The organism is Paenibacillus radicis (ex Gao et al. 2016), assembly GCF_014641555.1.
In the GTDB taxonomy this organism is placed as follows: domain Bacteria; phylum Bacillota; class Bacilli; order Paenibacillales; family Paenibacillaceae; genus Pristimantibacillus; species Pristimantibacillus radicis.
Map to the genome: position 1 here is coordinate 86,723 of NZ_BMHY01000007.1, position 25,251 is coordinate 111,973.

At 50.4% G+C, this 25,251-nt stretch carries 26 protein-coding genes; 23 read left to right on the top strand and 3 right to left on the bottom strand.

What is annotated here, in order from left to right; all coding sequences use genetic code 11:
- Positions 1-24: 24 nt before the first annotated feature.
- The 8 genes from IEX98_RS18210 to IEX98_RS18245 all read left to right on the top strand — a co-directional run bounded on the left by IEX98_RS18210 (position 25) and on the right by IEX98_RS18245 (position 8,344).
- A complete protein-coding gene (locus IEX98_RS18210; protein WP_188890626.1) occupies positions 25-1,155 on the top strand; it encodes a deoxyribonuclease IV in 1,131 nt (376 codons plus the stop codon).
- A 136-nt stretch (positions 1,156-1,291) separates the two neighbouring features.
- Entirely contained in the window at positions 1,292-2,179 is an 888-nt protein-coding gene (gene purU, locus IEX98_RS18215; RefSeq protein WP_188890627.1) for a formyltetrahydrofolate deformylase, read from the top strand.
- 162 nt (positions 2,180-2,341) lie between these two features.
- Positions 2,342-4,360 carry a transketolase gene (tkt, locus tag IEX98_RS18220; protein ID WP_188890628.1) on the top strand — a complete coding sequence of 673 codons (2,019 nt, stop codon included), beginning with the start codon at positions 2,342-2,344 and terminating at the stop codon, positions 4,358-4,360.
- Positions 4,361-4,374: 14 nt separating this feature from the next.
- Positions 4,375-4,692 carry a pyrimidine/purine nucleoside phosphorylase gene (gene ppnP / locus IEX98_RS18225; protein WP_042164308.1) on the top strand — a complete coding sequence of 106 codons (318 nt, stop codon included), beginning with the start codon at positions 4,375-4,377 and terminating at the stop codon, positions 4,690-4,692.
- Between the two features lie 627 nt (positions 4,693-5,319).
- Positions 5,320-5,880: a class I SAM-dependent methyltransferase gene (locus tag IEX98_RS18230; protein WP_188890629.1), complete on the top strand. Its 561-nt coding sequence runs from the start codon at positions 5,320-5,322 to the stop codon at positions 5,878-5,880.
- Positions 5,881-5,936: 56 nt separating this feature from the next.
- Positions 5,937-6,620: a response regulator transcription factor gene (locus IEX98_RS18235; RefSeq protein ID WP_188890630.1), complete on the top strand. Its 684-nt coding sequence runs from the start codon at positions 5,937-5,939 to the stop codon at positions 6,618-6,620.
- The gene (locus tag IEX98_RS18240; RefSeq protein WP_188890631.1) at positions 6,613-7,704 is read left to right on the top strand and encodes a HAMP domain-containing sensor histidine kinase; all 1,092 of its coding nucleotides are present in this window, start codon (positions 6,613-6,615) and stop codon (positions 7,702-7,704) included. Before IEX98_RS18235 ends, IEX98_RS18240 begins: the two co-directional genes overlap by 8 nt.
- A gap of 118 nt (positions 7,705-7,822) precedes the next feature.
- The gene (locus tag IEX98_RS18245; protein ID WP_188890632.1) at positions 7,823-8,344 is read left to right on the top strand and encodes a DUF420 domain-containing protein; all 522 of its coding nucleotides are present in this window, start codon (positions 7,823-7,825) and stop codon (positions 8,342-8,344) included.
- A 103-nt stretch (positions 8,345-8,447) separates the two neighbouring features.
- Here the strand turns inward: IEX98_RS18245 and IEX98_RS18250 are convergent, their stop codons facing one another.
- The gene (locus IEX98_RS18250; protein ID WP_188890633.1) at positions 8,448-9,347 is read right to left on the bottom strand and encodes an NAD(P)-dependent oxidoreductase; all 900 of its coding nucleotides are present in this window, start codon (positions 9,345-9,347) and stop codon (positions 8,448-8,450) included.
- A 218-nt stretch (positions 9,348-9,565) separates the two neighbouring features.
- On the opposite strand from IEX98_RS18250, the gene IEX98_RS18255 reads away from it, so the two are divergent.
- The 8 genes from IEX98_RS18255 (at position 9,566) to IEX98_RS18290 (ending at position 17,000) form a co-directional block, all read left to right on the top strand.
- On the top strand, positions 9,566-10,915 hold the full coding sequence (locus tag IEX98_RS18255; RefSeq protein ID WP_188890634.1) for a glucose-6-phosphate isomerase: 1,350 nt from the start codon (positions 9,566-9,568) through the stop codon (positions 10,913-10,915).
- 27 nt (positions 10,916-10,942) lie between these two features.
- Positions 10,943-11,575 carry a YigZ family protein gene (locus IEX98_RS18260; protein WP_188890635.1) on the top strand — a complete coding sequence of 211 codons (633 nt, stop codon included), beginning with the start codon at positions 10,943-10,945 and terminating at the stop codon, positions 11,573-11,575.
- Positions 11,576-11,830: 255 nt separating this feature from the next.
- Positions 11,831-12,637 carry a sulfate ABC transporter permease subunit CysT gene (gene cysT / locus IEX98_RS18265; RefSeq protein ID WP_188890796.1) on the top strand — a complete coding sequence of 269 codons (807 nt, stop codon included), beginning with the start codon at positions 11,831-11,833 and terminating at the stop codon, positions 12,635-12,637.
- A 2-nt stretch (positions 12,638-12,639) separates the two neighbouring features.
- On the top strand, positions 12,640-13,437 hold the full coding sequence (locus IEX98_RS18270; protein ID WP_188890797.1) for a sulfate ABC transporter permease subunit: 798 nt from the start codon (positions 12,640-12,642) through the stop codon (positions 13,435-13,437).
- 2 nt (positions 13,438-13,439) lie between these two features.
- Positions 13,440-14,507 carry a sulfate/molybdate ABC transporter ATP-binding protein gene (locus IEX98_RS18275; protein ID WP_188890636.1) on the top strand — a complete coding sequence of 356 codons (1,068 nt, stop codon included), beginning with the start codon at positions 13,440-13,442 and terminating at the stop codon, positions 14,505-14,507.
- Positions 14,508-14,530: 23 nt separating this feature from the next.
- Complete coding sequence (locus IEX98_RS18280; protein WP_188890637.1) at positions 14,531-15,598, top strand: sulfate ABC transporter substrate-binding protein; 1,068 nt, start codon at positions 14,531-14,533, stop codon at positions 15,596-15,598.
- A 113-nt stretch (positions 15,599-15,711) separates the two neighbouring features.
- On the top strand, positions 15,712-16,269 hold the full coding sequence (locus tag IEX98_RS18285; protein WP_188890638.1) for an RNA polymerase sigma factor: 558 nt from the start codon (positions 15,712-15,714) through the stop codon (positions 16,267-16,269).
- On the top strand, positions 16,266-17,000 hold the full coding sequence (locus IEX98_RS18290) for a hypothetical protein (protein ID WP_188890639.1): 735 nt from the start codon (positions 16,266-16,268) through the stop codon (positions 16,998-17,000). Before IEX98_RS18285 ends, IEX98_RS18290 begins: the two co-directional genes overlap by 4 nt.
- Positions 17,001-17,059: 59 nt before the next feature.
- Here IEX98_RS18290 and IEX98_RS18295 read toward each other — a convergent pair whose 3' ends face one another.
- A complete protein-coding gene (locus tag IEX98_RS18295) occupies positions 17,060-17,860 on the bottom strand; it encodes a Cof-type HAD-IIB family hydrolase (protein WP_188890640.1) in 801 nt (266 codons plus the stop codon).
- Between the two features lie 202 nt (positions 17,861-18,062).
- Here IEX98_RS18295 and IEX98_RS18300 point away from each other — a divergent pair, with 202 nt between their 5' ends.
- From IEX98_RS18300 to IEX98_RS18325, 6 genes are all read left to right on the top strand, one after another.
- On the top strand, positions 18,063-19,478 hold the full coding sequence (locus IEX98_RS18300; protein WP_188890641.1) for a S41 family peptidase: 1,416 nt from the start codon (positions 18,063-18,065) through the stop codon (positions 19,476-19,478).
- 99 nt (positions 19,479-19,577) lie between these two features.
- On the top strand, positions 19,578-19,802 hold the full coding sequence (locus IEX98_RS18305) for a DUF1450 domain-containing protein (RefSeq protein WP_188890642.1): 225 nt from the start codon (positions 19,578-19,580) through the stop codon (positions 19,800-19,802).
- Between the two features lie 83 nt (positions 19,803-19,885).
- Positions 19,886-20,389 (top strand): ferritin, encoded by a 504-nt coding sequence (locus IEX98_RS18310; protein ID WP_188890643.1) that lies wholly within the window; start codon positions 19,886-19,888, stop codon positions 20,387-20,389.
- Between the two features lie 213 nt (positions 20,390-20,602).
- Entirely contained in the window at positions 20,603-21,004 is a 402-nt protein-coding gene (locus IEX98_RS18315; protein WP_188890644.1) for a hypothetical protein, read from the top strand.
- A gap of 41 nt (positions 21,005-21,045) precedes the next feature.
- Positions 21,046-21,459 (top strand): MerR family transcriptional regulator, encoded by a 414-nt coding sequence (locus IEX98_RS18320; RefSeq protein ID WP_188890645.1) that lies wholly within the window; start codon positions 21,046-21,048, stop codon positions 21,457-21,459.
- Positions 21,460-21,525: 66 nt separating this feature from the next.
- Positions 21,526-22,458 (top strand): alpha/beta hydrolase, encoded by a 933-nt coding sequence (locus IEX98_RS18325; protein WP_188890646.1) that lies wholly within the window; start codon positions 21,526-21,528, stop codon positions 22,456-22,458.
- 31 nt (positions 22,459-22,489) lie between these two features.
- Here IEX98_RS18325 and IEX98_RS18330 read toward each other — a convergent pair whose 3' ends face one another.
- Entirely contained in the window at positions 22,490-24,571 is a 2,082-nt protein-coding gene (locus IEX98_RS18330) for an ATP-dependent helicase (protein ID WP_188890647.1), read from the bottom strand.
- A 107-nt stretch (positions 24,572-24,678) separates the two neighbouring features.
- On the opposite strand from IEX98_RS18330, the gene IEX98_RS18335 reads away from it, so the two are divergent.
- Positions 24,679-25,242, top strand: coding sequence for a GNAT family N-acetyltransferase (locus IEX98_RS18335; protein WP_188890648.1), 564 nt, complete (start codon positions 24,679-24,681; stop codon positions 25,240-25,242).
- The last annotated feature ends 9 nt before the right edge of the window (positions 25,243-25,251 follow it).

Consider the following 25,251-nt stretch of genomic DNA (forward strand, 5'->3'; position numbering starts at 1 on the left):
ATCAACCGAAAGGGGCGTTTATTAATGTTGAAAATCGGTTCCCATGTTTCTTTTTCGGACAAAGGCCTTTTGACTGCAACTGAGGAAGCTGTAACATATGGTTCGAGCACCTTCATGATTTATACCGGGGCACCGCAAAACACCCGGAGAAAACCGATCGAATCTTTATATATTGAAGAAGGCAAATTGGCAATGGACAAGGCCGGCATTGGCGAGATCGTCGTACATGCTCCCTACATTGTCAATCTCGGGTCCTATAAGGATTCTACATTTGATCTAGCCGTTCAATTTCTGCAAGAGGAAATCCGTCGTACCGACGCGATTGGCGTTCGCAATATCGTGCTTCATCCTGGCGCATATACGGACAAGGATGCGGAATACGGCATTGCCCGAATTGCTGAGGGCTTGAATCTTGTATTGGAAGGAACGAAGGAAACAAAGGTCAATATTGCGCTTGAGACGATGGCCGGCAAAGGTACGGAAATCGGCCGCAGCTTCGAGGAGCTGGCACAAATTATTGATAAGGTCGGTTTGAATGATCGCCTTACAGTATGTATGGACACTTGCCATATGCATGATGCAGGCTATGACCTCATTGGCGACTTGGACGGCACGCTGGAGCAGTTCGACCGGATCGTTGGTCTCAATCGCGTCGCGATCGTGCATGTCAACGACAGTAAAAATCCGCGCGGTGCCGGCAAGGACCGTCATGCTCCTGTAGGCGCTGGCTGGCTGGGCTACGACGCGATTCGTTCCATCGTTCATCACGATGGACTGGCTGGCCGTCCATTTATATTGGAAACGCCATGGATCGGCAAGACGGATAAAACGCAGCGTCCGATGTATGAAGCAGAGATTGCTTTGCTTCGCGGCGATGCTGCGGAACGCTTCGGCGAATCGTTCTTCGACCATGTCGAGCGTCTGCATCATTTCTTCGGCAAGCAAGAAGTTGATCATCGCGAGTTCGTACTTGGCACTTGGGATGTATTGAAAAACGACGCGAAAGCGAAAAAAGCCGACCCGCGCGAGCCGATGGAGCGCTTGTACGATCTTGTAGCAGAAAGCGATGCACTGCCTGGCGATCTCTCCGAGGAGCAAATCAACCAGCGCATTACAGCTTGGTTTGCTGGCAAGCAACTGCTGGTTAACGCATAGATTTTACGAGCACGCCTTTGCTTCGCCTGCCCTCATGGAGGCGAAGCAAAGCGCGTTTATTAGGATAAAGCTTATAAATTCACTTATTTAAATAAAGACTAAACAAATTAGATGTCAAGGAAGGAAGTTACTGTACATGTCTTCAAGCCAAGCCCAAGCCTCCGCTCCAAACAGCGGACGCGCCCGTATGCTCATCTCTTGTCCGGATCGGCCGGGTATCGTAGCAGCCGTTTCGCATTTTTTGTATGAGCACGGCGCCAACATCGTTTCATCCGATCAATATACGATGGATCCTGTTGGCGGAATGTTCTTTATCCGATTTGAATTCGATTTAACCGACCTCGACAAAGAGCTTCCTGTGCTCGTCGAGGATTTCGCGCGCGTAGCCGACCGTTTCGAAATGAAATGGCACACGTTCCGCGCCAGCCGCAAGAAGCGTCTTGCGATCTTCGTCTCCAAAGAGGACCACTGTCTGATGGAGCTGCTGTGGCAGTGGAAATCGGGCGATCTCAATGCCGACATCTCCATGGTGATCAGCAACCATCTGGATATGAAGGAAATGGTCGAATCCTTCGGCATTCCTTATCATCATGTTCCAGTTACGGCCGATACGAAAGCGGAAGCCGAGCGCAAACAGATGGAGCTTGTAGCCGACAAGGCGGATCTTATCGTACTTGCCCGCTATATGCAGATCATTTCGCCGAAGTTTATCGAGGTGTTTCCTAACCGCATCATTAATATCCATCATTCGTTCTTGCCAGCTTTCGTCGGCGGCAAGCCATATGCACAAGCTTACAACCGCGGCGTGAAAATTATCGGTGCAACCGCTCACTATGTAACGGAAGAGCTTGACGGCGGACCGATCATTGAGCAGGACGTGCAGCGTGTCACGCACCGCGACGATGTAGAGGAACTGAAGCGCATTGGCCGGACGATTGAACGCGTCGTGTTGGCTCGTGCCGTGAAGTGGCACACCGAAGACCGGATCATCGTACATCAGAACAAAACCGTGGTGTTCAACTAGAATCGTTCGGGTTTAAGCCCTTTCATTCGTGAATTTAGGATGGCAAACGCCAGATCGGAATGGTACAATATTCAAAGCCATTGCGCTACAACTCGCGCTATATAAACAAATAGAGAGAATGCAACATCGCTTTAACCAATGGATCTTTAGGAGGAAATAAGAATGACAGTTACTCAAAAATCGATTGACCAGCTTTCGATTGACACGATCCGTACGCTTGCTATCGACGCAATCGACAAAGCGAATTCCGGACATCCGGGCATGCCAATGGGCGCTGCTCCGATGGGCTACCAGCTTTTTGCTAAAAACATGGTGCACAATCCGTCCAACCCGACTTGGATCAACCGCGACCGTTTCGTATTGTCGGCTGGTCACGGTTCGATGCTGTTGTACAGCTTGCTGCATCTGTCCGGATACGATCTTCCGATCGAAGAACTGAAAAATTTCCGCCAATGGGGCTCCCTGACACCGGGTCACCCGGAAGTTGGACATACAGCTGGCGTTGATGCGACTACGGGTCCGCTTGGACAAGGCGTTGCGATGGCAGTAGGTATGGCTATGGCAGAAGCGCATCTTGGCGCTACTTATAACAAAGAAGGCTTTAACGTAGTCGATCACTATACGTATTCGATCTGCGGCGACGGCGACTTGATGGAAGGTATTTCTCACGAGGCTGCTTCCCTTGCAGGCCACTTGCAGCTGGGCAAACTCGTTGTCCTGTATGATTCCAACGATATTTCCCTTGATGGCGAGCTGAGCTTGTCCTACTCCGAGACGGTACAGAAGCGTTTTGAAGGCTACGGCTGGCAAGTGCTTCGCGTACAAGACGGCAACGATTTGGGCGCATTGTCCAAAGCGGTTGCAGAAGCGCAAGCGGAGACAGGCAAACCGACGCTGATCGAAGTGAAAACAGTCATCGGCTACGGCAGCCCGAACAAGCAAGGCAAAGGCGGACATGGCGGTACGCACGGTTCCCCGCTTGGCGCTGACGAAACGAAGCTGACGAAGCAATTCTACGGCTGGTCGGAAGATCATTCCTTCTATGTACCAGACGAAGTTCGCGCTCATTTTGCCGAAGTGAAGCAAAACGGCGAGAAAGCAAACGCACAATGGGACGAGTTGTTTGCAGCGTACAAACAAGCAAACCCAGAGCTTGCGAAGCAGTTCGAACTGGCGATTTCCGGTGAATTGCCAGAAGGCTGGGATGCTGACCTTCCTGCTTACACAACGGAAGACAAGCCGGTATCGACTCGCGTTGCATCGGGCAATGCGTTGAACGGACTTGTGAAAAACGTTCCTCAGCTCGCTGGCGGCTCCGCTGACCTTGAGAGCTCGACGATGACCCACTTGAAAGGCCTTGCGCAATTCAAACCGGGCAGCTATGAAGGCCGCAACATTTACTTCGGCGTTCGTGAATTCGGCATGGCGGCAGCAATGAACGGTATCAGCCTTCATGGCGGTATGAAAGTGTTCGGCGGTACGTTCTTCGTATTTACCGACTACCTGCGTCCGGCTATTCGTCTGGCTTCCATTATGAAGCAACCAGTTGTATATGTACTGACTCATGACAGTATCGCTGTCGGTGAAGACGGCCCTACACACGAGCCGATCGAGCAACTGGCTTCGATCCGTATTATTCCGGGTCTGACTGTTATCCGTCCTGCTGACGGCAACGAAACATCGGCTGCATGGGCTTATGCGGTTGAGAACAAGGAAAATCCGGTGGCGCTCGTCTTGACGCGTCAAAACCTGCCGATCCTTGAAGGCGCAGTATCGAATGCCCGTGAAGGCATCCGCCGCGGTGCGTACGTCGTATCTGACGCAGCAAACGGCAAACCGCAAGCGCAAATTATCGCTACAGGTTCCGAAGTTCAACTGGCTGTTGCCGCTCAAAAAGCGCTGGCTGAAGAAGGTATCGCGGTTCGCGTAATCAGCATGCCAAGCTGGGATCTGTTTAACAAGCAAGACAAGGCGTACAAAGACTCCGTTCTGCTGCCGGAAGTTAAAGCACGCGTAGCGGTTGAGATGGCTCATCCATTTGGCTGGGAGCGTTATGTAGGCGACCAAGGTGCAATTATCGGTATCGAAGGTTTCGGCGCTTCGGCCCCTGGCGACCGCGTCATCAAGGAATACGGCTTCACCGTTGAAAACGTAGTAGCAAAAGTAAAAGCTGTACTGTAGAGGAGCCAACCGACATGTCGCAATTTGAAAATGTAACGATCGTCAAAGAAGCTAACGTTTACTTTGACGGAAAAGTAACAAGCCGCGCTGTACTGTTCGCGGACGGAACGAAAAAGACGCTGGGCATTATGCTTCCAGGCGACTATGAGTTCGGAACGGACTGCGTCGAAATTATGGAAATTCTCGCAGGCGATTTGAAAGTGCTGCTGCCAGGCGAAACCGAGTGGCTGCACATTCAAGGCAAAGGTGAATTTACCGTGCCGGCGAATACGAAGTTCAAGCTGCAAGTAGCGGCTGTGTCTGACTACTGCTGCTCCTACATCTACGAATAATACCGCTTTGCTGAAAAGCTGCTCCGCCTGTTGGCGGAGCAGCTTTTTTGATGTTTTTAGGTAAAGGGAAGCAACCATGTTTAGCGGTTTCTTGTAATTGTTGAGTTAGCTTCTGGCAGGCAGCTTAAGGCGATACTTTGATTGTAATAGGTTCGATTTTCCGATAGACAGCAGTCTATCAGGAATCAAAATGTAAAAGTGCAGGTTGTAAGCTGTTTTATCGGCGATTTATCGCCTCAAAATGTAAAAGTGCAGGCTGATCGGCCCAAAAAGCACCGATAGGGCAAAAATGAAGCATTTTAAATGTACATTTACATTTTGATAGCGGTTTTGAGGCGCTTTGAGGTGAATCAACATGTATATTTGCATTTTGATCCCCGAAGCAAGAGGGGACTAGCATATTGGCTCAGCCATGAGCAGACGTTGGGTTTAGATAAGAGGTTCGACAGCGGCACTACGGACATTTGGGGTATCAGTCATTTATTAATACTCTCTCTTTCAGTACTCGGAGTCTTCCTAATTCAATACCAGGCATTCTTCATAAAAACTTTAGTTTTTTCTCCACTTCATCTGAAGTTTTCCTCTGTAAGATGAAAACATTCGATGCAAGTGAAGGAGAGTGGCAGGATGAAGACGATGCAAGAGAGGTTTTTGTTTTTGCAAAAATTTTCGCGGCAGCCCCGGATGATTGGCAGCATTACACCCAGCTCGCGTTTTTTGGCAAATACAATACTTGGCTCGATACATTGGGAGCATATAGAAGCGGTAGCGGAGCTGGGCGCAGGTACTGGTGCGATAACGAAACGGCTGAGCCAGTATGCCGGGGAGAAAACGAAGGTGCTGCTGTTTGAACAAGAACCGGAGCTTTTCCACAAGTTAAAAACAAACTACCCCTCTTATGACTGTCATCCGGATGCCCGCTATTTAACCCAAACGCTCCAGCAATCCGGTATCGACGGGCTGGATTGCGTCATATCCGGCTTGCCTTTTTATAACTTTCCGCAATTGATGCGCGACCAGCTTATGAAGCAGATTCATAGCGCGCTAAAGCCGGGAGGCATGTTCGTTGCCTTCCAATATTCGCTGCAAATGCGCAAGCAGTTCAGCAGCAGCTTTGAGGTTGAACGAGTCGCCTTTATGCCGCTCAATATTCCGCCGGCTTTCATTTATATTTGCAGGAAAAGGTAGAGCCCTTAACATCATCTGATGATTTATGGTAATTTGGAGGGAGGAGGGATAATCAAATGGCTCAGCATATTGTCATTGCCGACGACGATTTGGAAATTCGGGATGTGCTTCGTATTTATTTGCAGAACGAAGGCTACCGCGTAACAGAGGCAGAGGACGGCCTGCAAGCGCTGGAGATCGTCTGGGCGGAGCCGGTTGACCTTCTGATACTTGATGTCATGATGCCGCGTATGGACGGCATTAGAGCTTGCATGGCGGTGCGGGAGTCATCGGATATCCCGATTATTATGCTCTCGGCCAAAGGCGAGCCGATTGATAAAATTGCCGGATTGACTACTGGCGCGGATGATTATGTGGCGAAGCCCTTTAATCCGCTGGAATTGGTCGCCAGAGTGAAGGCGCAGCTTAGAAGGAAAAACTCGGGAAGCCGAGCCTTGAATGACAATGTAATCGAAATCGGAGAGCTTGTCATCGACCGCTCGCGGCATACCGTGCGGCTGAGAGGAAGGGAAATCGCTTTTACGCCAATTGAGTTTTCGATACTGGAGCTGATGGCCAGCCACCCGGGCATCGTCTTCAGCGCTGAGAAGCTGTATAAGAGCATCTGGAACGAAGAGAAATTCATTAGTGACAATACCATTATGGTGCATATCCGCAATATCCGCTCCAAGATCGAGGATCACCCGCGCGAGCCGAGATATATCAAGACGGTGTGGGGAGTGGGATATAAAATTGAGTAAAAACTCCCTCTTTGCATGGCGTCGGAGCATTCGGGTCCGTATTATCGGGTGGCTCCTGCTCAGCTTCATATTGGCAAATTTCTTAACGACGGTTATTGAGTACTATGTTCCCTATTTCAAATCCGATACTCCGGTCGCGAATGTGCTGTCGTTTTGGATGTTTATTATTTGTTTTTTGTTCTTTTTCTTTCTGCTGACTCGAAGCGTCATCAGGTATTTGAGACGAATAGCGGACGGCCTGATGTCGATTGCAGGAGGCAGTCTGGGGCACCGCGTTCCGGACGGTCGTAAGGACGAGCTGGGCGATGTATCGCGGAATATTAACTACATGGCAGAGCAGTTAGAACTGACAATGGCGAAGGAACGGGAAGCGGAACGGTCGAAAATGGAGCTGATTACGAACGTATCCCATGACCTCCGCACGCCGTTGACGAGTCTCATCGGCTATTTGAATTTGCTGAAGCAGGATGAAATCCAGCAGGCAGATGAACAGCGCCGGTACATCGACAACGCCTATCATAAATCCGAGCAATTAAAAAGACTGATCGACGAATTGTTCGAGTATACGAGACTGACCGGAGGCAGCGTCGAGCTTTCCTTAGAAACGATCGATTTGCATAAACTGATGGAGCAGATCGTGACGGAAATTGAGCCTCTGGCTCAGGAACAATCGCTAACCGTACGCAGATTGCAGCCTTACCGCGCTTTGCCGGCCGAGATCGATCCCGATTTATTCGTTAGAGCCGTCGATAATCTATTGATGAATGCGCTCAAGTTTGCATCGAAGCCGGGAGAGGTTGCGGTTGGGGTTTGGGACCATGAGGACGGAATTGAGATTAAGATCATGAACGAAGGAGCTCCGCTCCCGGAAGCAGAGGAAGACGGGGAGCAGCTGTTCCATCGTTTCTATAAAGGCGACCATGCCAGAAGAAGTACGGCGGCTAGCCGTATTCCGAACGGTGCGGGCCTGGGGCTGTCCATCTCGCGCAATATTATAGAGCTGCATGGAGGAAAGCTTTTTCTCCAGTACGAGGCGGGCGTTTATACCTTTACAATTCAATTGCCAGGGCGCAGGGACCGTTAGTCACAATTCCGCAAACGAATCGTCATAGATTCGTGACATCGAGCGGCCGAACCGAATTGTTTTGCCCCGCCAAATCAGATAAGGTAAGGGTAATACATTGGTTATAAAGGAGAGTTCGATGAAGGAGCGCAACTATACGCCGTTAATCGCCGTGCTGTCGGTGGTTCTTGTGCTGGTCATTACCGTATTGTTTTTTCTGCCCGCTTATGACGGGGAGCTTCATTTTGATGTGACGCTTCTGCCGCTGCTTAATGCCGTATTCAACAGCTTCACTTTTATTACGCTTCTAGTCGCTTTGATTGCGATTATGAAAAAGAACGTCAAAATGCATAAACGTTTTATTGCGGCAGCCTTTACGTCTACGACGCTGTTTCTTATTTCTTACGTGACGTACCATTACTTGACGGAGTCGACGAAATATGGCGGCGACGGCGTGCTGAAGGGGATTTATTTCTTCGTTCTGATCACGCATATCTTGCTGGCAATTGTCATCGTGCCGCTCGCACTCCTGTCGGTTGCACGTGGTCTGAACATGCAGATCGAGAAGCACCGCAAGATTGCGCGCTGGACGATGCCGATTTGGCTGTATGTCAGCTTTACTGGCGTTGTCGTCTACTTAATGATTTCCCCTTATTATTAAAATCCTGCGATAAACCAGCTTATAGTCAAAAAGAAGAGGCTGTCCCAAAAGTCACCGGTCGTGACTTTAGGACAGCCTCTTTATTTCTGCGCACAGGTCGCGCTTAAGCCTCGCCGCCGCCAAACTTGCGGCCGATCCATTGCTCATAAGCTTTGGCCACAACGCTCATATCGAACTCGCCGAGTCCCATCGCTTCACCGATTTGGAGCTGGCTTTTGGCTGCTTCCAATATCGGAGTTGGCACCTTCAAGCCATCCGACAGGACAGACGACAAGCGCAAGTCCTTCAGCATAAGCGCCAGTGAGAATTGAACATCGTAGTTGCCAGTAAGCAGCTTTTCGCCTTTAAGCTCAGCCGTTCTGCTGGCAGCACCGCCTGATTGAACCAGTTCGAGGAATGCCTTTCCGTCGATGCCGCCGCTAGCCGCGATTGCCATGCCTTCAACCAAGCCGAGCATGTTGATACCGACGATCGTGTTATGTGCGAGCTTGGCTGTGGAGCCGCTGCTGTTTCCGCCCATATGTATAATTTTACGGCCCATCGCAAGCAGCGCGTCTTCCACCAATGCCAGTACTTCTGCATCGCCGCCAACCATAAACGTCAGTGTGCCGCCATCCGCAGCAGGTTTGCTGCCCGTGACAGGAGCATCGAGGAACTTCGCTTGACGCTCTTCAGCGGAAGCGGTCAGCTCAAGCGCCAGCGCAGGGGAGATCGTGCTGCTGTCAATCAGCGTCGTACCCGGCTGCAAAGCGGAGAAAATACCGTTTTGGCCAAAATAAACTTCACGGATCGCATCGTCGTTGCTGATCATCGTAATGACCGTATCGTTTCCGGTTACCGCCTCTGCAGGGGTAGCGGCTTCTTTCGCGCCAAGCGCAAGCAGCTCGCCGGCTTTGCCCGGTGTCCGGTTGTATACCGTTACCTCGAATCCTTTGCGAAGCAAGTTTGCAGCCATTCCATAGCCCATGACGCCCAGGCCGATAAAACCGATTTTTTTGCTCATCTCTGCCATCCTCCAAATGTGTAATGTGCTTTCCGCACCGCGCGCGCTAGGAGTTGCGCGCGGTTCGGAATTAGCCATTCAAATCTTCTATATCCATTATAATATTTCTTCATGCATATTTCATGGTCGATAAACTTGTTTTTGACGGGTAAATCCGATATTCTAAATGCTAAGCCAAGATGCTTGTGAAAAACATTATCAGGGAGGCCTCCTTACTTATGAGTAAAACAGTTAAATTCGATTATAGCAAGGCGCTCACGTTCCTTGGGCAAAACGAAATCGACAACCTGACGGAACAAGTACGCCTCGCTCACGATCAATTACATAATGGAACGGGCACCGGCTCCGACTACCTCGGTTGGATCGACCTGCCGCAAAACTACGATAAAGAAGAATTCGCCCGCATTCAGCAAGCTGCGGCAAAAATCCAATCCGACTCCGAAGTGCTGATCGTAATCGGCATCGGCGGTTCGTACCTCGGCGCACGCGCCGCGATCGAAATGCTGTCCAATTCGTTCTACAACCTGCAGACGAAGGAACAGCGCAAAACGCCTCAAGTGCTTTTTGCCGGCAACAACATCAGCTCCACTTACGTTACGCATTTGCTGCAGCTGATCGAAGGCCGCGAATGGTCGATCAACGTCATTTCCAAATCGGGTACAACGACGGAACCGGCAATTGCATTCCGTATCTTCCGCGAAGCGCTGGAGCGCCAATACGGCAAAGAAGAAGCGCGCAAACGGATCTATGCGACGACCGACCAATCCAAAGGCGCGCTCAAAAAGCTTGCTACAGAAGAAGGCTACGAGTCCTTCATCATTCCGGATGACGTTGGCGGCCGCTACTCCGTACTGACGCCTGTAGGCTTGCTTCCAATTGCGGTAGCGGGTATCGACATCACTGCAATGATGCAAGGCGCTGCAGAAGCGGCGAAAGAATACAGCAATCCAAACCTCGCAGAGAACGAGGCTTACCAATACGCGGCTGCCCGCAACGCGCTGTACCGCAAAGGCAAAACGACGGAGATTCTCGTTAACTACGAACCGAACCTCCATTTCGTATCCGAGTGGTGGAAGCAGCTCTTCGGCGAAAGCGAAGGCAAAGACTACAAAGGCATTTACCCGGCATCCGTCGATTTCTCGACTGATCTGCACTCCATGGGTCAATTTATTCAAGAGGGCAACCGGAACATTTTCGAGACAGTTATCCAAGTGAATGAAGTGGCGGACCATATTTCGATCGGTCATGACCCTGCGGATCTGGACGGATTGAATTTCCTGACAGGCAAAACGATGGATTTCGTCAACAAAAAAGCGTTCGAGGGTACGTTGCTCGCGCATACAGACGGTCAAGTGCCAAACTTCATCGTCAACATTGCTGACTTCTCGCCGTACACATTCGGCTATCTCGTCTACTTCTTCGAAAAAGCCTGCGGCATCAGCGGCTACTTGCTTGGCGTTAATCCATTCGACCAGCCGGGCGTAGAAGCTTACAAACGCAACATGTTTGCTCTGCTTGGCAAACCAGGCTACGAGAAAGAGAAAGCGGAGCTTGAAGCGCGCCTGTAGGCGCCGTTTCAAGCGGGACTGCTGAATATGCTGGAGCGTTATTCGACGATTCGGGGAGAAGGCAATGCCGAGGTCGTCATTAAAAAATCCAGATTTATCGGCCACGCCAAGCCGGTCGAGACGGAGGAGGAAGCGGTCGCCTTTATTGAGGAGATCAAGCGTCTTCACCGGCAGGCGACGCATAACTGCTCCGCTTATCTAATCGGTGAACGCGACCAGCACCAGAAGGCGTCGGATGACGGAGAGCCGAGCGGTACGGCGGGCAAGCCCATTCTTGAGGTTATCAAGAATAAGGGGTTGAAAAATGTCGCCGTCGTCGTTACCCGCTATTTCGGCGGCATCATGCTTGGTGCTGGCGGCTTAGTTCGTGCTTATACGGACGGAGCGGTCGCTGGTATCGAAGCAGCCGACGAGATTGTGAGGGTGCTGCACCGGGAAGTTTTCGTCGACGTTGATTATACGTGGTACGGCAAGCTTGAGAATGAGCTGCACGGACGCGGAACGCGCGTGGGCGGAACGGAGTTTACCGACCGGGTCATCGTCAAATGTTTGCCTGAGGAGCCGGAGGCGGGAGCCTTTATTGCGTGGATGACCGATCTGACACAAGGCCAGGCGGAAATTACGCAAGGCGAGAGCGTCTACTATATTGAAGGTGAATAAGGAATGAAGGAAGCCCCGCAGGAGGTTCGAGCAATCGAATCTCTTGCGGGGCTTTTTGCGATGTCTACGGATGAGCCTATTTCCAGCAATCGGCAACCGCCTGACAGAAAAAATGTTAATTTAGGATTGACTAGACCAGTTATTGTCTGCTAAATTTAGAATACCAAGTGTATTAATAGGAATTGTAATGAATGGTTTTAGGCATCATCCTACGGCACGAGCCGATGGTCTGGAGGTTAAGGCATAGTGAATGTCATGTTTCGCGGCAAGCTGTGGAGCTTCGGGTTTCGCAGCACGGTCATGCTCTATTTTGTCATCCTTATCGTTCTGCCTATTCTAGGAATCTACTCGCAATCATTATCACTCGGATGGCACCCGCTTTGGGAAAGCATATCCGACCCCCTCGCTTGGAAAGCAGTGCTTCTAACGGTGAAGCTGGCGGTTATTGCAACCGTCATCAATGTGCTCATTGGTACGCTGATTAGTTGGGTACTCATCCGCTACCGTTTTCCCGGCAGACATCTATTGAACAGCTTGGTAGACTTGCCCTTCGCGCTTCCGACCGCTGTAACGGGATTAATGATCCTGCTGCTGCTTGGTCCAGGCAGCCTTGTAGGGGGATTTGCCGCAAAGCTGGGCTTCGAAATTGTATTCCATGAGCCGGCCATCGTCATTGCTATGGTATTCGTCACATTTCCCTTCGTTATTCGGGCGGTACAGCCGCTGCTGGAGGAGCTCGACAAGTCGGAGGAGGAAGCGGCCTATACGATGGGGGCTACTCGTGCCCGCACTTTTTTCAGCATTATTTTCCCATCGATGCTCCCTGGCATATTAAGCGGGGGGATGCTGGCGTTTTCCCGCGGACTGGCGGAATTCGGGGCAGTCGTTCTCGTTGCCGGCAACATTCCGGGCAAGACGCTCATCGCATCGGTTTATATTTTTGGAGAGATTGAAAGCGATAATCCGCAAGGGGCGGCCGCAGTATCTGTGCTGCTGCTGACGCTATCGTTTCTCATCTTGTGGACGGTCAACCTGATTCAATCAAGGAGGCCGGGCCAGTGACGATACGCAGGTTATGGATAACCGCCGTTTATTTGATTTTTACCATACTTTTAATAATTCCGCTGATTGAAATCGTTAGAGGGTCTTGGGCAGACGGCTGGGGCGGTTTCACCCAAGCGCTTATGCGTCCCCAATCGCTTCATGCTCTTGGTATGACCGGTATTATCGTGATCGTGGTGACGCTGATTAATACGATGTTTGGCGTCATGCTGGCGCTCTATCTTGTTCGGGCGCAATGGATTGGTCCAAGGATCAAGAGGCTGCTCAACAGTCTCGTTGATCTTCCGTTTGCCGTATCGCCTGTAATCGGCGGCTTGATGATCGTGCTGCTGCTCGGTCCAAGTACCGTCATTGGCGCCTTGTTCGAGGATGCCGGCTTTAAGGTCGTATACGCCTTGCCTGGCATGATTCTCGCAACCTTGTTCGTTACTTTCCCGATCATGGTACGCGAGGTGCTGCCGGTGCTGCAGGAGATCGGTGCACAGCAGGAGGAAGCAGCGTCGACGCTTGGCGCTTATTCCTGGTACACGTTCTGGAAAGTGACTTGGCCGTCTATCCGCTGGGGTGTCATCTACGGTGTCGTATTGACGGTAGCCCGTTCGCTTGGCGAATTCGGCGCTGTACTGGTCGTTTCCGGCAACATCATGAATAAAACGCAAACAGCTACGACGCTCGTCTATCAAGATGTGGAAAATTTCAATGTGGTTGCCGCCAATGGCGTAGCGCTCGTTCTGGCCGTATTCTCGGTAGGCTTGCTGCTGCTCATGGAGTGGGCCAAAAAACGAAAGGAAGTGCATTAGCCATGCATATCGAAGTCCGCAACCTCAACAAAAGCTTCGGTGATTTCAACGCCGTGCAAAATGTCAGCTTTGAAATCGAGAAAGGCCATCTGATCGGCTTGCTCGGCCCAAGCGGCGGCGGCAAAACGTCGATACTGCGAATGCTGGCGGGCCTTGAGTCACCTACGTCCGGCGATATTTTGTTCCATGGCAAGCGCGTCAACGATCTGCCTCCGCAGGAGCGGGGCATCGGGTTTGTGTTTCAGAACTATGCTTTGTTCAAGCATATGACGGTGTTTGACAATATTGCTTTTGGTTTGAAGGTCAAGAAGCAGTCCAAGGAACAGATTCGTCAGCGTGTTACGGAACTGGTCGAGCTGACGGGACTGAAGGGCTTCGAGCATCGCTATGTGCATCAGCTATCCGGCGGACAACGTCAACGCGTTGCCTTTGCCCGCGCACTTGCGCCAGAGCCGCAGCTGCTGCTGCTCGACGAGCCGTTTGCCGCTATTGACGCGAAGATCCGTACCGAGCTGCGTACCTGGCTCAAGGAGATGATCGAACGCGTCGGTATTACGTCGATCTTCGTCACGCATGACCAGGACGAGGCCATTGAAGTCGCGGATGAGATTATGATCATCGGCAAAGGAAAGCTGGAGCAAAAAGGAACGCCGTGGGAAATATACAAAAACCCGCAGACGCCATTCGTCGCCAGCTTCATCGGCGAGTCGACCGTCGTAGAAGACTTGTCCGTGCTCAAAGGCTTTGAATCGGCGGCTGCGGATCATCCGGGCACCAAAGCACTTATTCGTCCCGAATATATCGAAATTGGCAGACCGGGTGAAATTAAGCTCGCTTCAGCTACGCTGGATGCGAACGTGAAGGATGTTCATTTCCGCGGCAGCGAATGGCTCGTTGAACTGCTGGTCGGCAATGTAAAGCTGATTACGTATCGCTCGCTGGAGAAGGAAGTGCTTCGTCCCGGCGATTTCGTAAATGTACTCGTTCACCGCGCTTATTTATTTAATGATAACGATAGCTGGATTGCAGAAAACAGCCTGAAGACCGATCCGATGCCTGTCCACATTTAATCGAAAACTAAAGAGGTACTCTAATGATAAATAATCGAGGAACAAGCAGGCGCATGCTCGCTCTGCTGCTTGCCGGGGCACTGCTGCTGACATTGGCGGCGGGCTGCGGCAGCAGCAAAGAGCAGAATGATGCCGCATCTTCCGCTCCAGACGGTGATTTGACGCTTGTAATCGGTGCCTATTCGGTCGTGAAGGATGCTTTCGAGGAGCTTCTGCCGCAATTCCAGGCGCAATGGCTGCAGCAGACGGGACAGAAAATCGTGTTCCAGCAATCGTACGAAGCATCCGGCACACAAGCCCGGGCAATTGCCGGGGGCTTTGAGGCTGACGTCGCAGTCCTTGCGATGGAAGGTGATATCGATAAAGTTGTGGACGCCGGATTTATAACGTATGACTGGAAAGCTCAACCCCATGCTGGGATGATTACGAGATCGATCGTCGTTCTCGGCACGCGCGCAGGCAATCCGCTTGGCATTACCGGATGGGATGATCTGACCAAGGATGGCGTAAAGGTGCTGTATCCCAACCCGAAAACCTCGGGAGGGGCACAGTGGGATATTAATGCGATGTATGGCGCCGGGCTTAAAAAGTCAGAGGAAGAGACAGGCAAGCCCGATCCGGCTTATGCGAAAAACTATTTGAAGTCGATCCATGCGAACGTAGAATCTCTCGACAAGAGCGGCCGAGCCTCGATGGCGGCGTTTGAATACGGCGTGGGCGATGTCATCGTTACCTACGAGAACGAACTGTTGTCCCGCATTAAGCAAGGCGTGAAATATGATATCGTCATTCCTCGGGATACGATATTGATTGAGAATCCTGCTGCGGTGGTCGACAAAAACGTTGATAAGCATGGTACGCGCAAAGCGGCAGAGGCGTTCGTCGCGTTCCTGCAAAGCGAGCAAGCACAGCGTGTTCTGGCCGATTACGGATTCCGACCGGTGGAAGAGAAGGCTGCGGCGGACACGAAGGGACGATATGTCGAACCTGAAGGCATGTTCGATATCAGCTATCTTGGCGGATGGAAGGAAGTCCGCAAGACGCTTTATTCCAAGCGCGGCGTCTGGTATCAGGTGCTGGCGGGCATATAAGCAAGATTGAAAAAGCTAACAAAGCCCCTCTAAGAGGCTTTGTTAGCTTTTTTATTTTCAGAAGAATGGAACTTTCCGGCTAGTCAGTTGTCTGTTTAATAGGAGGTGAGGAAATGAAAACAGCTGAAACAGCCAAGGCTGCTCAGGAGAATTATCTTGCGACACTTGTAAGCGCAGGGCCGATGGAGATCGAGCTGATTGTCGCTAAATATTGGACTGATATTTGGAATTATGCTTTCGTATTAACGAAAAAGCATGATTTGGCAGATGATGTGGCACAAGATACTTTCGTTCAAGCCCTTCTTGGGCTGGACAAGTTTCGGGGGCAAGCATCTGTAAAAACATGGCTGTTGAAAATATGTCATAACGTGGCGATGAACCAGTTGAAATCTGCGTTTTTTCGAAAAATATTTCCTGTTGCCTCTGTTAGGCATTCCGGACAATCGGCATCGGCCGAAAGTGTATTTTTCGCAAAAACAAAGCTGGATGCAGTCTGGGAGAATATGCTCGAACTGCCGTTAAAGCATCGGGAGGTTATTATTCTAGAGATCAAGTACGAGTTGTCGATTGCAGACATCGCTGATTTCCTCGGCATTGCGGAAGGAACTGTGAAATCACGGCTGCACCGGGCCAAGGCTCAAATGAGAAAGAAGTGGAAGGAGGAAGAATGATGCCGGGAACCAACTTTGAAGACTCACTGCGGAGGGAGCCTTATACGGAACCGCGAAGAGTTACGGTCCAACAAGTTGAGCAGATAAAAGAAAGAGTGGCTCAAGGTGAAAGAAAAAAGAATCATTTCAAATGGCTGATTCCTGTTTTGCTTAGCTTAACTGTCTTAATTGGGGTATCCTGGTTCAACTTGCCGTTCATGCAATCACCGAAGGCGGCAGAAAGTAAAGCGATTACGATGCCATCAGAAGAGCGGACCCTAAGAATCATTAATAAATTTGATCCTGATAAAACTCGCTCCATTATTCATCAAGAGTTGTTGGATAACCGGCAGATATTAGTGCTCACTAAGGTTATCAAATCAGACGAAAAAACGACGGTATGGGAAGCCGGGGTTCTAAATGAGGAGGAGGGCAGTCTGAAATGGTTGAAGAAGGGGGAGGTCACAACACCTTTCATTTCCAGAGAACAGTATGAGAAGCTCACAGAGAAAGGAGTAACCGACACGTTAACCCATGCTTTTGTTCCGTTAACGAATGCTAACGGCCGAACTCTCGTCATAGGCACGTCCATCGATCCTCATACAAATTCGATTGACATCACCGATTCTAATAACAACGTATATAAGGCTAGAAAAATACAAGCCAGCTTATTGTGGTATACGTTCCTCCCAGAAAAACAACAATCTCAATACCGATATGAACCGTCGGAAGAGGTTGTCACTGGAAAATAAAAAGGCAGGCATAGGATCTCAATCTGAGATACTCTGCCTGCCTTTTCGCTTATAGCAATCTATTCGGCTTGCAGCACGAATTTGTCGATCACATGCTTCACGCCGTCCTCATTGTTGCTGAAGGTCACGTAATTGGCAAGCTCCTTAAGTGCGGGAACGGCATTGCCCATGGCTACGCCAAGTCCCGCGGCTTCGATCATCTCGCGGTCGTTCCAGGCATCGCCAATGGCAATCGTCTGCTCGATCGAGCAGCCTAAATGCTCGGCCATAAACCGGAGGGCATGTCCCTTCGTTCCTTCTTTATGTGTGAATTCCAGGTAATGTGCCTTCGACTTTGTCATATGCACCTTATCGCTGATCAGCGGCTTTAATTCCTCCGCGATTTGATCCAAATAAGCGGGCTCGTCGATCATGAGCAGCTTCGTATTTGGCTTGTCCAGCAGCGCTTCAACATCGTCGGCAACGACGTAAGGGATTTTGGACAATGCCGAGTAAGCGCGAGCACGGTCATTGTCTTCGGCGACATACAGCACATCATCGACATAAAACTGCAGATGCAATCCTTTTTCCTTGGCAAAAGCATACAGCAGTCTCGTGATTTCCGTTGGAACGCTCCGTTCATACAGCACTTGTCCGTCCAGCAGCGTCTTAACAAGCGATCCTTGATACGTGATAATTGGGACGTTCAGCTGAATCTGGTCGGCAATTTTGCGGGCGGAAGCATACATCCGGCCTGTAGCAAGCGTAACGGTTACGCCTTGGGCAATGGCTTGCTCAAGTGCGGCTCTTGTTCCTTCCGTCACGATCAGGTCATCATTCAATAGGGTGTCGTCTACATCAATAGCAATTAATTTATACATAAGCGCAGTCTAGCTCCTCTCTCTATAACTAGCCTGATTGTAGCGAAAAATAGGACGGCCTACAAGCCACTGGCTATTATAGGGTATAATGAATGCATTGGAATGCAAGCGCACGGATAAGACGATGGCCGCGGCTATTTGCTTCGTCGCCCTCAGGTGAGCTACATTTAGAAGGACATACAAGAACCGGGAGTGACGGAAAGTGAAATATTTTACGAATGAAGTGATGAAACAAAGAGCGATCGCGATTGCGGTGTTAGGCGCGGTCGTATTTGCGGCGGTCGGATTCGGGATCGGATGGCTGTGGATGGGCTATAAGTATCCGATGCTTCGCGAACCCTCTTTCCGCAATTTTGCCGTTTCCTACGAGACGATCATGGACGATTATTTGAACGGTGCCAAGGCGGAGGATCTCATTAATGGAGCTTCCCAAGGAATGGTGGCCTCGCTGGAGGACCCTTACTCCAGATATTTGATTAAGGAGCAAGGCAATGCCTATACACAGGGCTATGAGGGCGAGTTTTCAGGTGTTGGCATAACGGTCCGGGAAGAGGACGGATTGTTTGTTGTTGGTGCCTTGACGAAGGGCGCACCTGCGGAGCGGGGCGGCATTAAGCTGCAGGACGCGATCGTTGCAGTGAACGACGAGAAGATGGCCGGCAAAAAATACGAGCAATTGATCGGGCTGATGAGGGGCGAAGAAGGTACGGAAGTGAAGCTTACCCTTCAGCGCGGCAATCAGCTGCAGCCCATTGAGGTGAAGCTGATCCGGGAAGCGATTCCGGTTCACACGGTCACTTCGGAAATGCTGGAGGGCGGGGTAGGCCACATTACGATCAGCCGGTTCGCCCAGAAGACGGGCGATGAATTCGAGACGGAGGTTGCCAAGCTGCAAAAGCAAGGCATGAACAAGCTGCTGCTCGATATGCGCTCCAACCCTGGAGGCCTGCTGCAATCGACTCTTCAAATCGCCGATATCCTCGTACCGAAAGGAAAAACGGTGCTGCAGGTCGTCTATAAAAACGATAAGCGGGTCATTACGTACAAATCCAAGCAGGAGAAGCCTTGGAATATTCCGATTGCAGTGCTTGTCAACGGCCAATCCGCAAGCGCCAGTGAGGTGCTGACGGCCGCGCTGAAGGAGTCTGCAGGAGCCACGGTAATCGGGGAGAAAACGTACGGCAAAGGCGTCGTGCAGGCGTTTCAGCAGTTTAAAGACGGCTCGGTGCTCAGCTTGACGGAAGCGCAATGGAAAACGCCTGGCGGTACATGGATTCATAAAGCCGGAGTAACACCGGATGTCGTCGTTGCACTCCCGAGCTATGCATCGCTTCGTCCGCTTCCAATCGGAGGCGACATGAAGAAGGGAAGCTATGGCGAAGATGTGAAGACGCTTCAGACGATGCTGAATGTGCTGGGTTACGCAGATACGGGCCAGCCAGGTCTGTTTGATGCACAGACGGAGCAGGCGCTGCGCCGCTTCCAGAACGATCAGAAGCTGACGGCAAGCGGCGCATTTAATGATAAGACCGCTTATCGATTGCTTGAAGAGCTGAACAAAAAGCTGGAGCAGGAAGACACGCAGTTGAAAAAAGGACTGGATGTGTTGAAAAAATAAAGCGGTCATCTTGTCCCCCGCTATTGACAACGGGAATGATAATTAATATCATTTGAGTAATACACCGTTGAGTTTGCATGCGGTTGCGGGGTGACTGGGATGAAGAAGATCAAGTATTGCTCGCGCAATATGAAGAATAACGGGACAAAGCCTGTCTATAAGGCGATGAAGTCGAAATATCCCGAGATTGAGATGAAGAAAAAGGATTGTCTCGGCAACTGCAGGACATGCAAGCACGAGTGTTTCGTGATGATCAAATCGGAGACGGTGAAAGCCGATTCCGCCGATAAGCTATATAAACAACTGAAAAGAATGATCGGATAAATTAACAGGAGGGATGGCATTTGCCGTCCCTTTTTTTTGTGGTAGAATATAGATAATTCTTGAAAAGATGAGGTGCATAAGCGATGAATGACAAATTAGCAGAAGCTCTAAATGATCAAATGAATTTCGAATTCTATTCGGCGCATGTGTATCTTGCAATGGCAGCCTACTGTTCGGCCGAAAGCCTTGAGGGCTTCGCCAACTTCTTTATTATTCAGGCTGAAGAAGAACGTTTTCACGCGATGAAAATATATAAGTTTCTGAATGACCGTAATCGTCGGGCTACACTGACGGGACTGGGCGATCCGAAAAACGAGTACGCTTCGATGCTGGATGCGTTCGAGCACGGTTACGCGCATGAACAGCAAAACACGAAACGGTTCTACGATCTCGCCGATCTGGCATTGAATGATCGTGAGCACGCTACGATGTACTTCCTGAAATGGTTCATCGACGAGCAGGTAGAGGAAGAATCCTTGTTCGACAGCATCATTCAGAAGCTGAAACGGATTGATAAGGACAGCAATGCTTTCTATATGCTGGACGCAGAGTTTGCACAGCGCACATTCGTAGCACCGGCAGAATAACTAGACAACGAAGAGAAGGGACAGGCTGCAGAGGGCCGGTCCCTTTTTTTTATGCGGAGAGGGGGATTTGAAATTGTTCTATAGTATTCAAAAGTTTGTAGGTTTGCTTTCCTGGCCGTCGGTGTCATCTGTTTGTTTGCAGCCAGTCCATGGGTCGGGGGAGTTCTCTTATTCGGCGGTTTTGTTCTAATATCGCTAGGAGAATTGATTTTATTGTTGAAAGCGATGTATGACCGGCAGTTAGGACTGCCTCCCAGCAAAGAGCAGCTTCAACGAATCATTCATGCTACTCCCCAATTAGCGGTAACTTCTAGCTCCCTTACGATTTCTCCAGTCGATGGATCAGAGTATCCAGTAATCGAGTTAGATGGCGAGAAATATGTGCGGGGAAGAGCTTTTGTGCGGTATATGTCGCAGTTTGGAAACCGGTATTCTTTTGAATTTCCCAATACCGATAAGCTTGAGCTGCGCTGTTCAGTGGATTACAGTAAGGGCGTTCCGTTATTCGGTTATGAGGAGCAGGTGTTTATCAAGCTGTCGGTGCTGCCGATTACCTACCGTTTTGAAGCAGAGAGATTGATTGTAGAAGCTTTGGAGCCGGCTCCGCAGCAATAATGGTCTCATCACTTATTCTTAATAAATTCCATGAGGAAGGAATGGCGGCTATTACAGGTTTATTGCGAGGGCAAGTGGCCAAGCTGGCGAACGTACATGCGGAAACCTTAAGGTATTACGAGGAGCTGGGATTAATTGCTCCGCCGCTGCGTTCCGACTCTGGCTATCGTCTCTACACCGAAGAAGTGCTTGAGCAGTTAGTCCTCATCCAAAATGCTAAATCCTGCGGTTTCACGTTGAAAGAGATTCAGAAGGCGTTAGTGAAATCGAAAGAAAACTTAATCGATATTCATGATTTTCTCAAAGTAATTGATGAGAAGACGAATAAAATCCGCAAGGAAATTGCCCAAAGGGAACAAACGGCAGACATGCTGGAGCAGTTGAGGCAAGATTTGCAGGCCGCAGATAAACATCCCGGAACGCAAGCAACGCTTCGAGCGCTAAACATGGAGTAGCAGATGGACTTGACTTTGTACCCCGCTACAGGCTTTAAACTAGCCTTATTCCCTGTAGGAGGTACAATGATGAACAAGACGAGTAAGGAACAGCTTGCCGCAATTAAACAGTACTTGAAGCAAAACAACCGGTTTGAAAATAAAACCGTAAGTGAGATCAGGCAGCAAATGGCGGCGTCCGCAGCTCAGATTCCCCATCCTGACCATGTTACCATCCGTAAGGAAAAAATCGGGGAGCTGATAGCCGAGTGGATCATCCCTGAAAACCTTTCTTCGAATGAGGAGAAGCAGGCCATTATTTATTATCATGGAGGAGGATTTATCGCGGGCACTTGCGAAGCTTATCGCGATCTAGGTGCGAGAATTGCAACAGCAGGCGGCATTAAAGTGCTGATCGTGGAGTACCGGCTGGCTCCGGAGCATCTCTACCCGGCTGCTAATGAGGACTGCCTGAGTACGTACCGCAGGCTCATCGAGGACGGATATAAGCCATCAAACCTTATATTAGGCGGCGATTCTGTCGGAGCAAGTCTTGCACTCATGACACTCCTGTCATTGCGGGACAATAGCGAAGAGATGCCGGCAGGAGCTTTTTTATTGTCGCCTCACAGCGACCTTGTCCATTTGGATGGGGAGTCGTATCGTACGAGGGCTGAGCTTGATCCCACAGGGAGTCTGGAGGCAAACACTGCCCTATTGGATGCCTATTTAGGCGGCCATTCTCATAAACCAATTCCTCTGCTTTCGCCATTAAGAATGGATCTGTCAGGGCTGCCTCCTTTATTGATTCAGGCAGGGAATGATGAGGTGCTGCTAAGTGATGCGATAAGGCTGGCTGATCGGGCAAGAGCGGTGGATGTTACGGTAGAGCTGGAGATATGGGAGGATATGTGGAGTGTGTTTCAGCTTCTCGCTTATATGCTCCCGGAGGCTCAACAAGCTATTCATAACATTGGCCGGTTCGTGCGAACGGTGTTCCAGAGAACCGGCCAAGCTTAATCATTATAAAGTAGTAATCTTGGTATGAGTGCTATTCATAAGCGGACAATAAGAACGGTGAAACGGCAGCCGGCTTGCCGCGATAATAGGCGGGGGAGCTGATATACAGCTCTTCCTGCGCCCGGGTAACGGCAACGTATGCAAGACGCCTTTCTTCCTCCAGCGCGGCCTCCGCCTTGTTGTCGCCTGCTTGCAGGACGCTGCGGTCGCTGTTCTTGTCGGCAGACAATGCTGAGCTGTGGGGCAAAATGCCCTCCGAGACGCCGCATACGAAGACGACCGGAAATTCGAGACCCTTCGACTTGTGGATCGTCATAAAGTTGACAGCATCGGCGTTGCGCGGGTCAAGCTTTAACAGCTTCATTTCCTCATGCTTGGCTGCAATCTCATCGATAAAAGCGAGAAAAGGCTCAATGCGCTCGAATCGTTTGGCCGCCGCTTCCAGCTCATCGAGCATTTCCTTCAGCGATTCCTTGTGTTCTGTTAGCGCGGCTTGACCTTTATTCGCTTCCAGGTACTGATCATAGAAGCTTGTCCGCAGAAGTTTAATAGCCGCTTCAGGCCGCATCGCCGCCAGCGAACGAATCAGCTTAATCCGCTCTTTGATTTTCTCTTTATGAAATTCCTTAATCATCGGAAAACGGGTCAAATGAATGAGCGGCCATTTTTTCGCCTGTTTTTTCTCTTCGTTCCAGATAAAGGCCATCGCCTGATCCGGCTTCACGTACATCGTCGCCAGCATAGCTTCCATGGCATCAAAATTACGCCGTTCGATAGAAAGGCGCAGGTGAGCGATGACGGGACGAACGATGCCCTGCTCATAAAAGGAATCTCCGCCGCCATAGTCGATAAACGGCACTTGGCGGATGACAAGCTGATCGAACACGGCGCGGCTGCTGCTCGCTGTCCGGAACAGAACCGCTATATCGCCGTAACTGCAATTGCCTTTGGCCTGCTTGGCGATAATGGTGTTCACGATCAGCTCCGCTTCATCGTCGGAGTTGCCCGGACGCGCAAAGACCGGCGGCGCGCCATGCGGTTTGGCGGTTTGCAGCGTCTTGCTTCGCCGCTGTTTGTTGTGACGAATAATCGCGTTTCCGAGACCAACGATTCCAGAGCCGGAGCGGTAGTTGACGTCGAGGACGACGCTGCGGGCACCGGGAAACTGCTGCTCAAAGTTCAGTATATAATCGTTGCGAGCGCCGTTGAATGAATAGATGGTCTGATCGTCATCACCAACAACCATTAAGTTGCGACTGGGCTCGACGAGCAATTTAATGAGTGCGTACTGCACTTTATTCGTATCTTGAAACTCGTCGATCATAACGTAACGGAAGCGGTTTTGGAGCGATTGAAGCAGCCGTTCTTCCCGAAGCAGCAGCTTGTACGCTTCCAGCAGCATATCGTCGTAATCGATGAGATGCGCTTCGCTTTTCCAAGCTTCATAGCTCAGAAACAACTGCTTAAGCTGCCGCTGCTCCTCGTCGCCTTCCGGGAGATCCTGCGCTTCGATCATTTCAAGCTTGTATGCGGATAACATAGCAATCAAGGTTTCAGCCTGGTACGTCTCATGCAAATTCCGCTCGCGCAGCAGCTTTTTGAAAAACAGCTGTTTGCGTCCGGTCTCTCCGAGAATAGCTTGTTTATATCCGCTGCGCCGAAGCAGCAGCAGGCAAAAAGCATGGAAGGTCCGCGCTTCAATAGCTGATGCCGCATGATCGCCGATATTTGGCAGCTTGGCAATACGCTCGCGCATTTCTTCCGCGGCTTTCTTGGAGAAGGTCATCATCAGCAGCCGGTGGGGTTGTACGCTGCGAACGGATAGCAAATAGCCAGCGCGGCATACAAGCACTGAAGTTTTGCCAGATCCGGCTCCGGCAATCGTCAGAAGCGGCCCGTCGTGATGACGGACGGCAGCAATTTGCCGTGCATTGAGCTGAATGCCATGCGCCTCCAACGAACGGAAATAGGATGCATCGCTTTCTGTTGGGGCGACCAGCTCTGTGCTGGTGTCGGCCGATGCCCTTACGGCAGCAGGGAAGTTTTTATTCACAATGCCTATTGGACGTTTAAAATAAGTATAATTGTTTGTCCCTTTTTGATTCGTTGTCATATTGTTAATCACCTGTGCTTGATTATAGCATGATAGACAAGTGTGTATCGCGGTAAAATAGAACAAAACATCATTGGTTTTTAGCAGAAGAAGGAGGCAGTGTACAAATGATACAAGAAGCAACGAAGGAAGATGGCCCTGAGGTGATGCCGTTGATGCATTCAGCGATCGGCTCAATCGCTTGCTCGCTTGCGGGCGTTGACGGGGAAGAGGAAGCAATGGACATCTTAGCCGCCTTTTACGAAAAGGAAGGCAACCGGATCAGCTACCGGAACGTTATCGTGGATAAACGCGATGGCAAAGTAGCAGGTATTCTAATCAGTTACGGAGGTGACGATGCCGAAGCGCTTGATCGGCCATTTATCGAGAGAATCGAACAGGAAACCGGGCGGACAGGCTATGCGATTACGCAAGAGACCAGACCGGGGGAGTATTATTTGGACACTATTGCTGTGCATGAGAGTTATCAGGGGCTTGGCATTGCGAAAGCACTAATGGCTGCTTTTGAGCTCAAGGCGGCAAAGGGAGGCTATGACCGTGCCACGCTTATCGTTGAGGAATACAATGACCGGGCTTATGCATTGTATGTAAAGATGGGCTATACGGAGGACGGTGAGCTGGAAGTAAGCGGCCACCGGTACAAACGGATGGTAAAACAAGTTTCACTATAGAAACGGGAA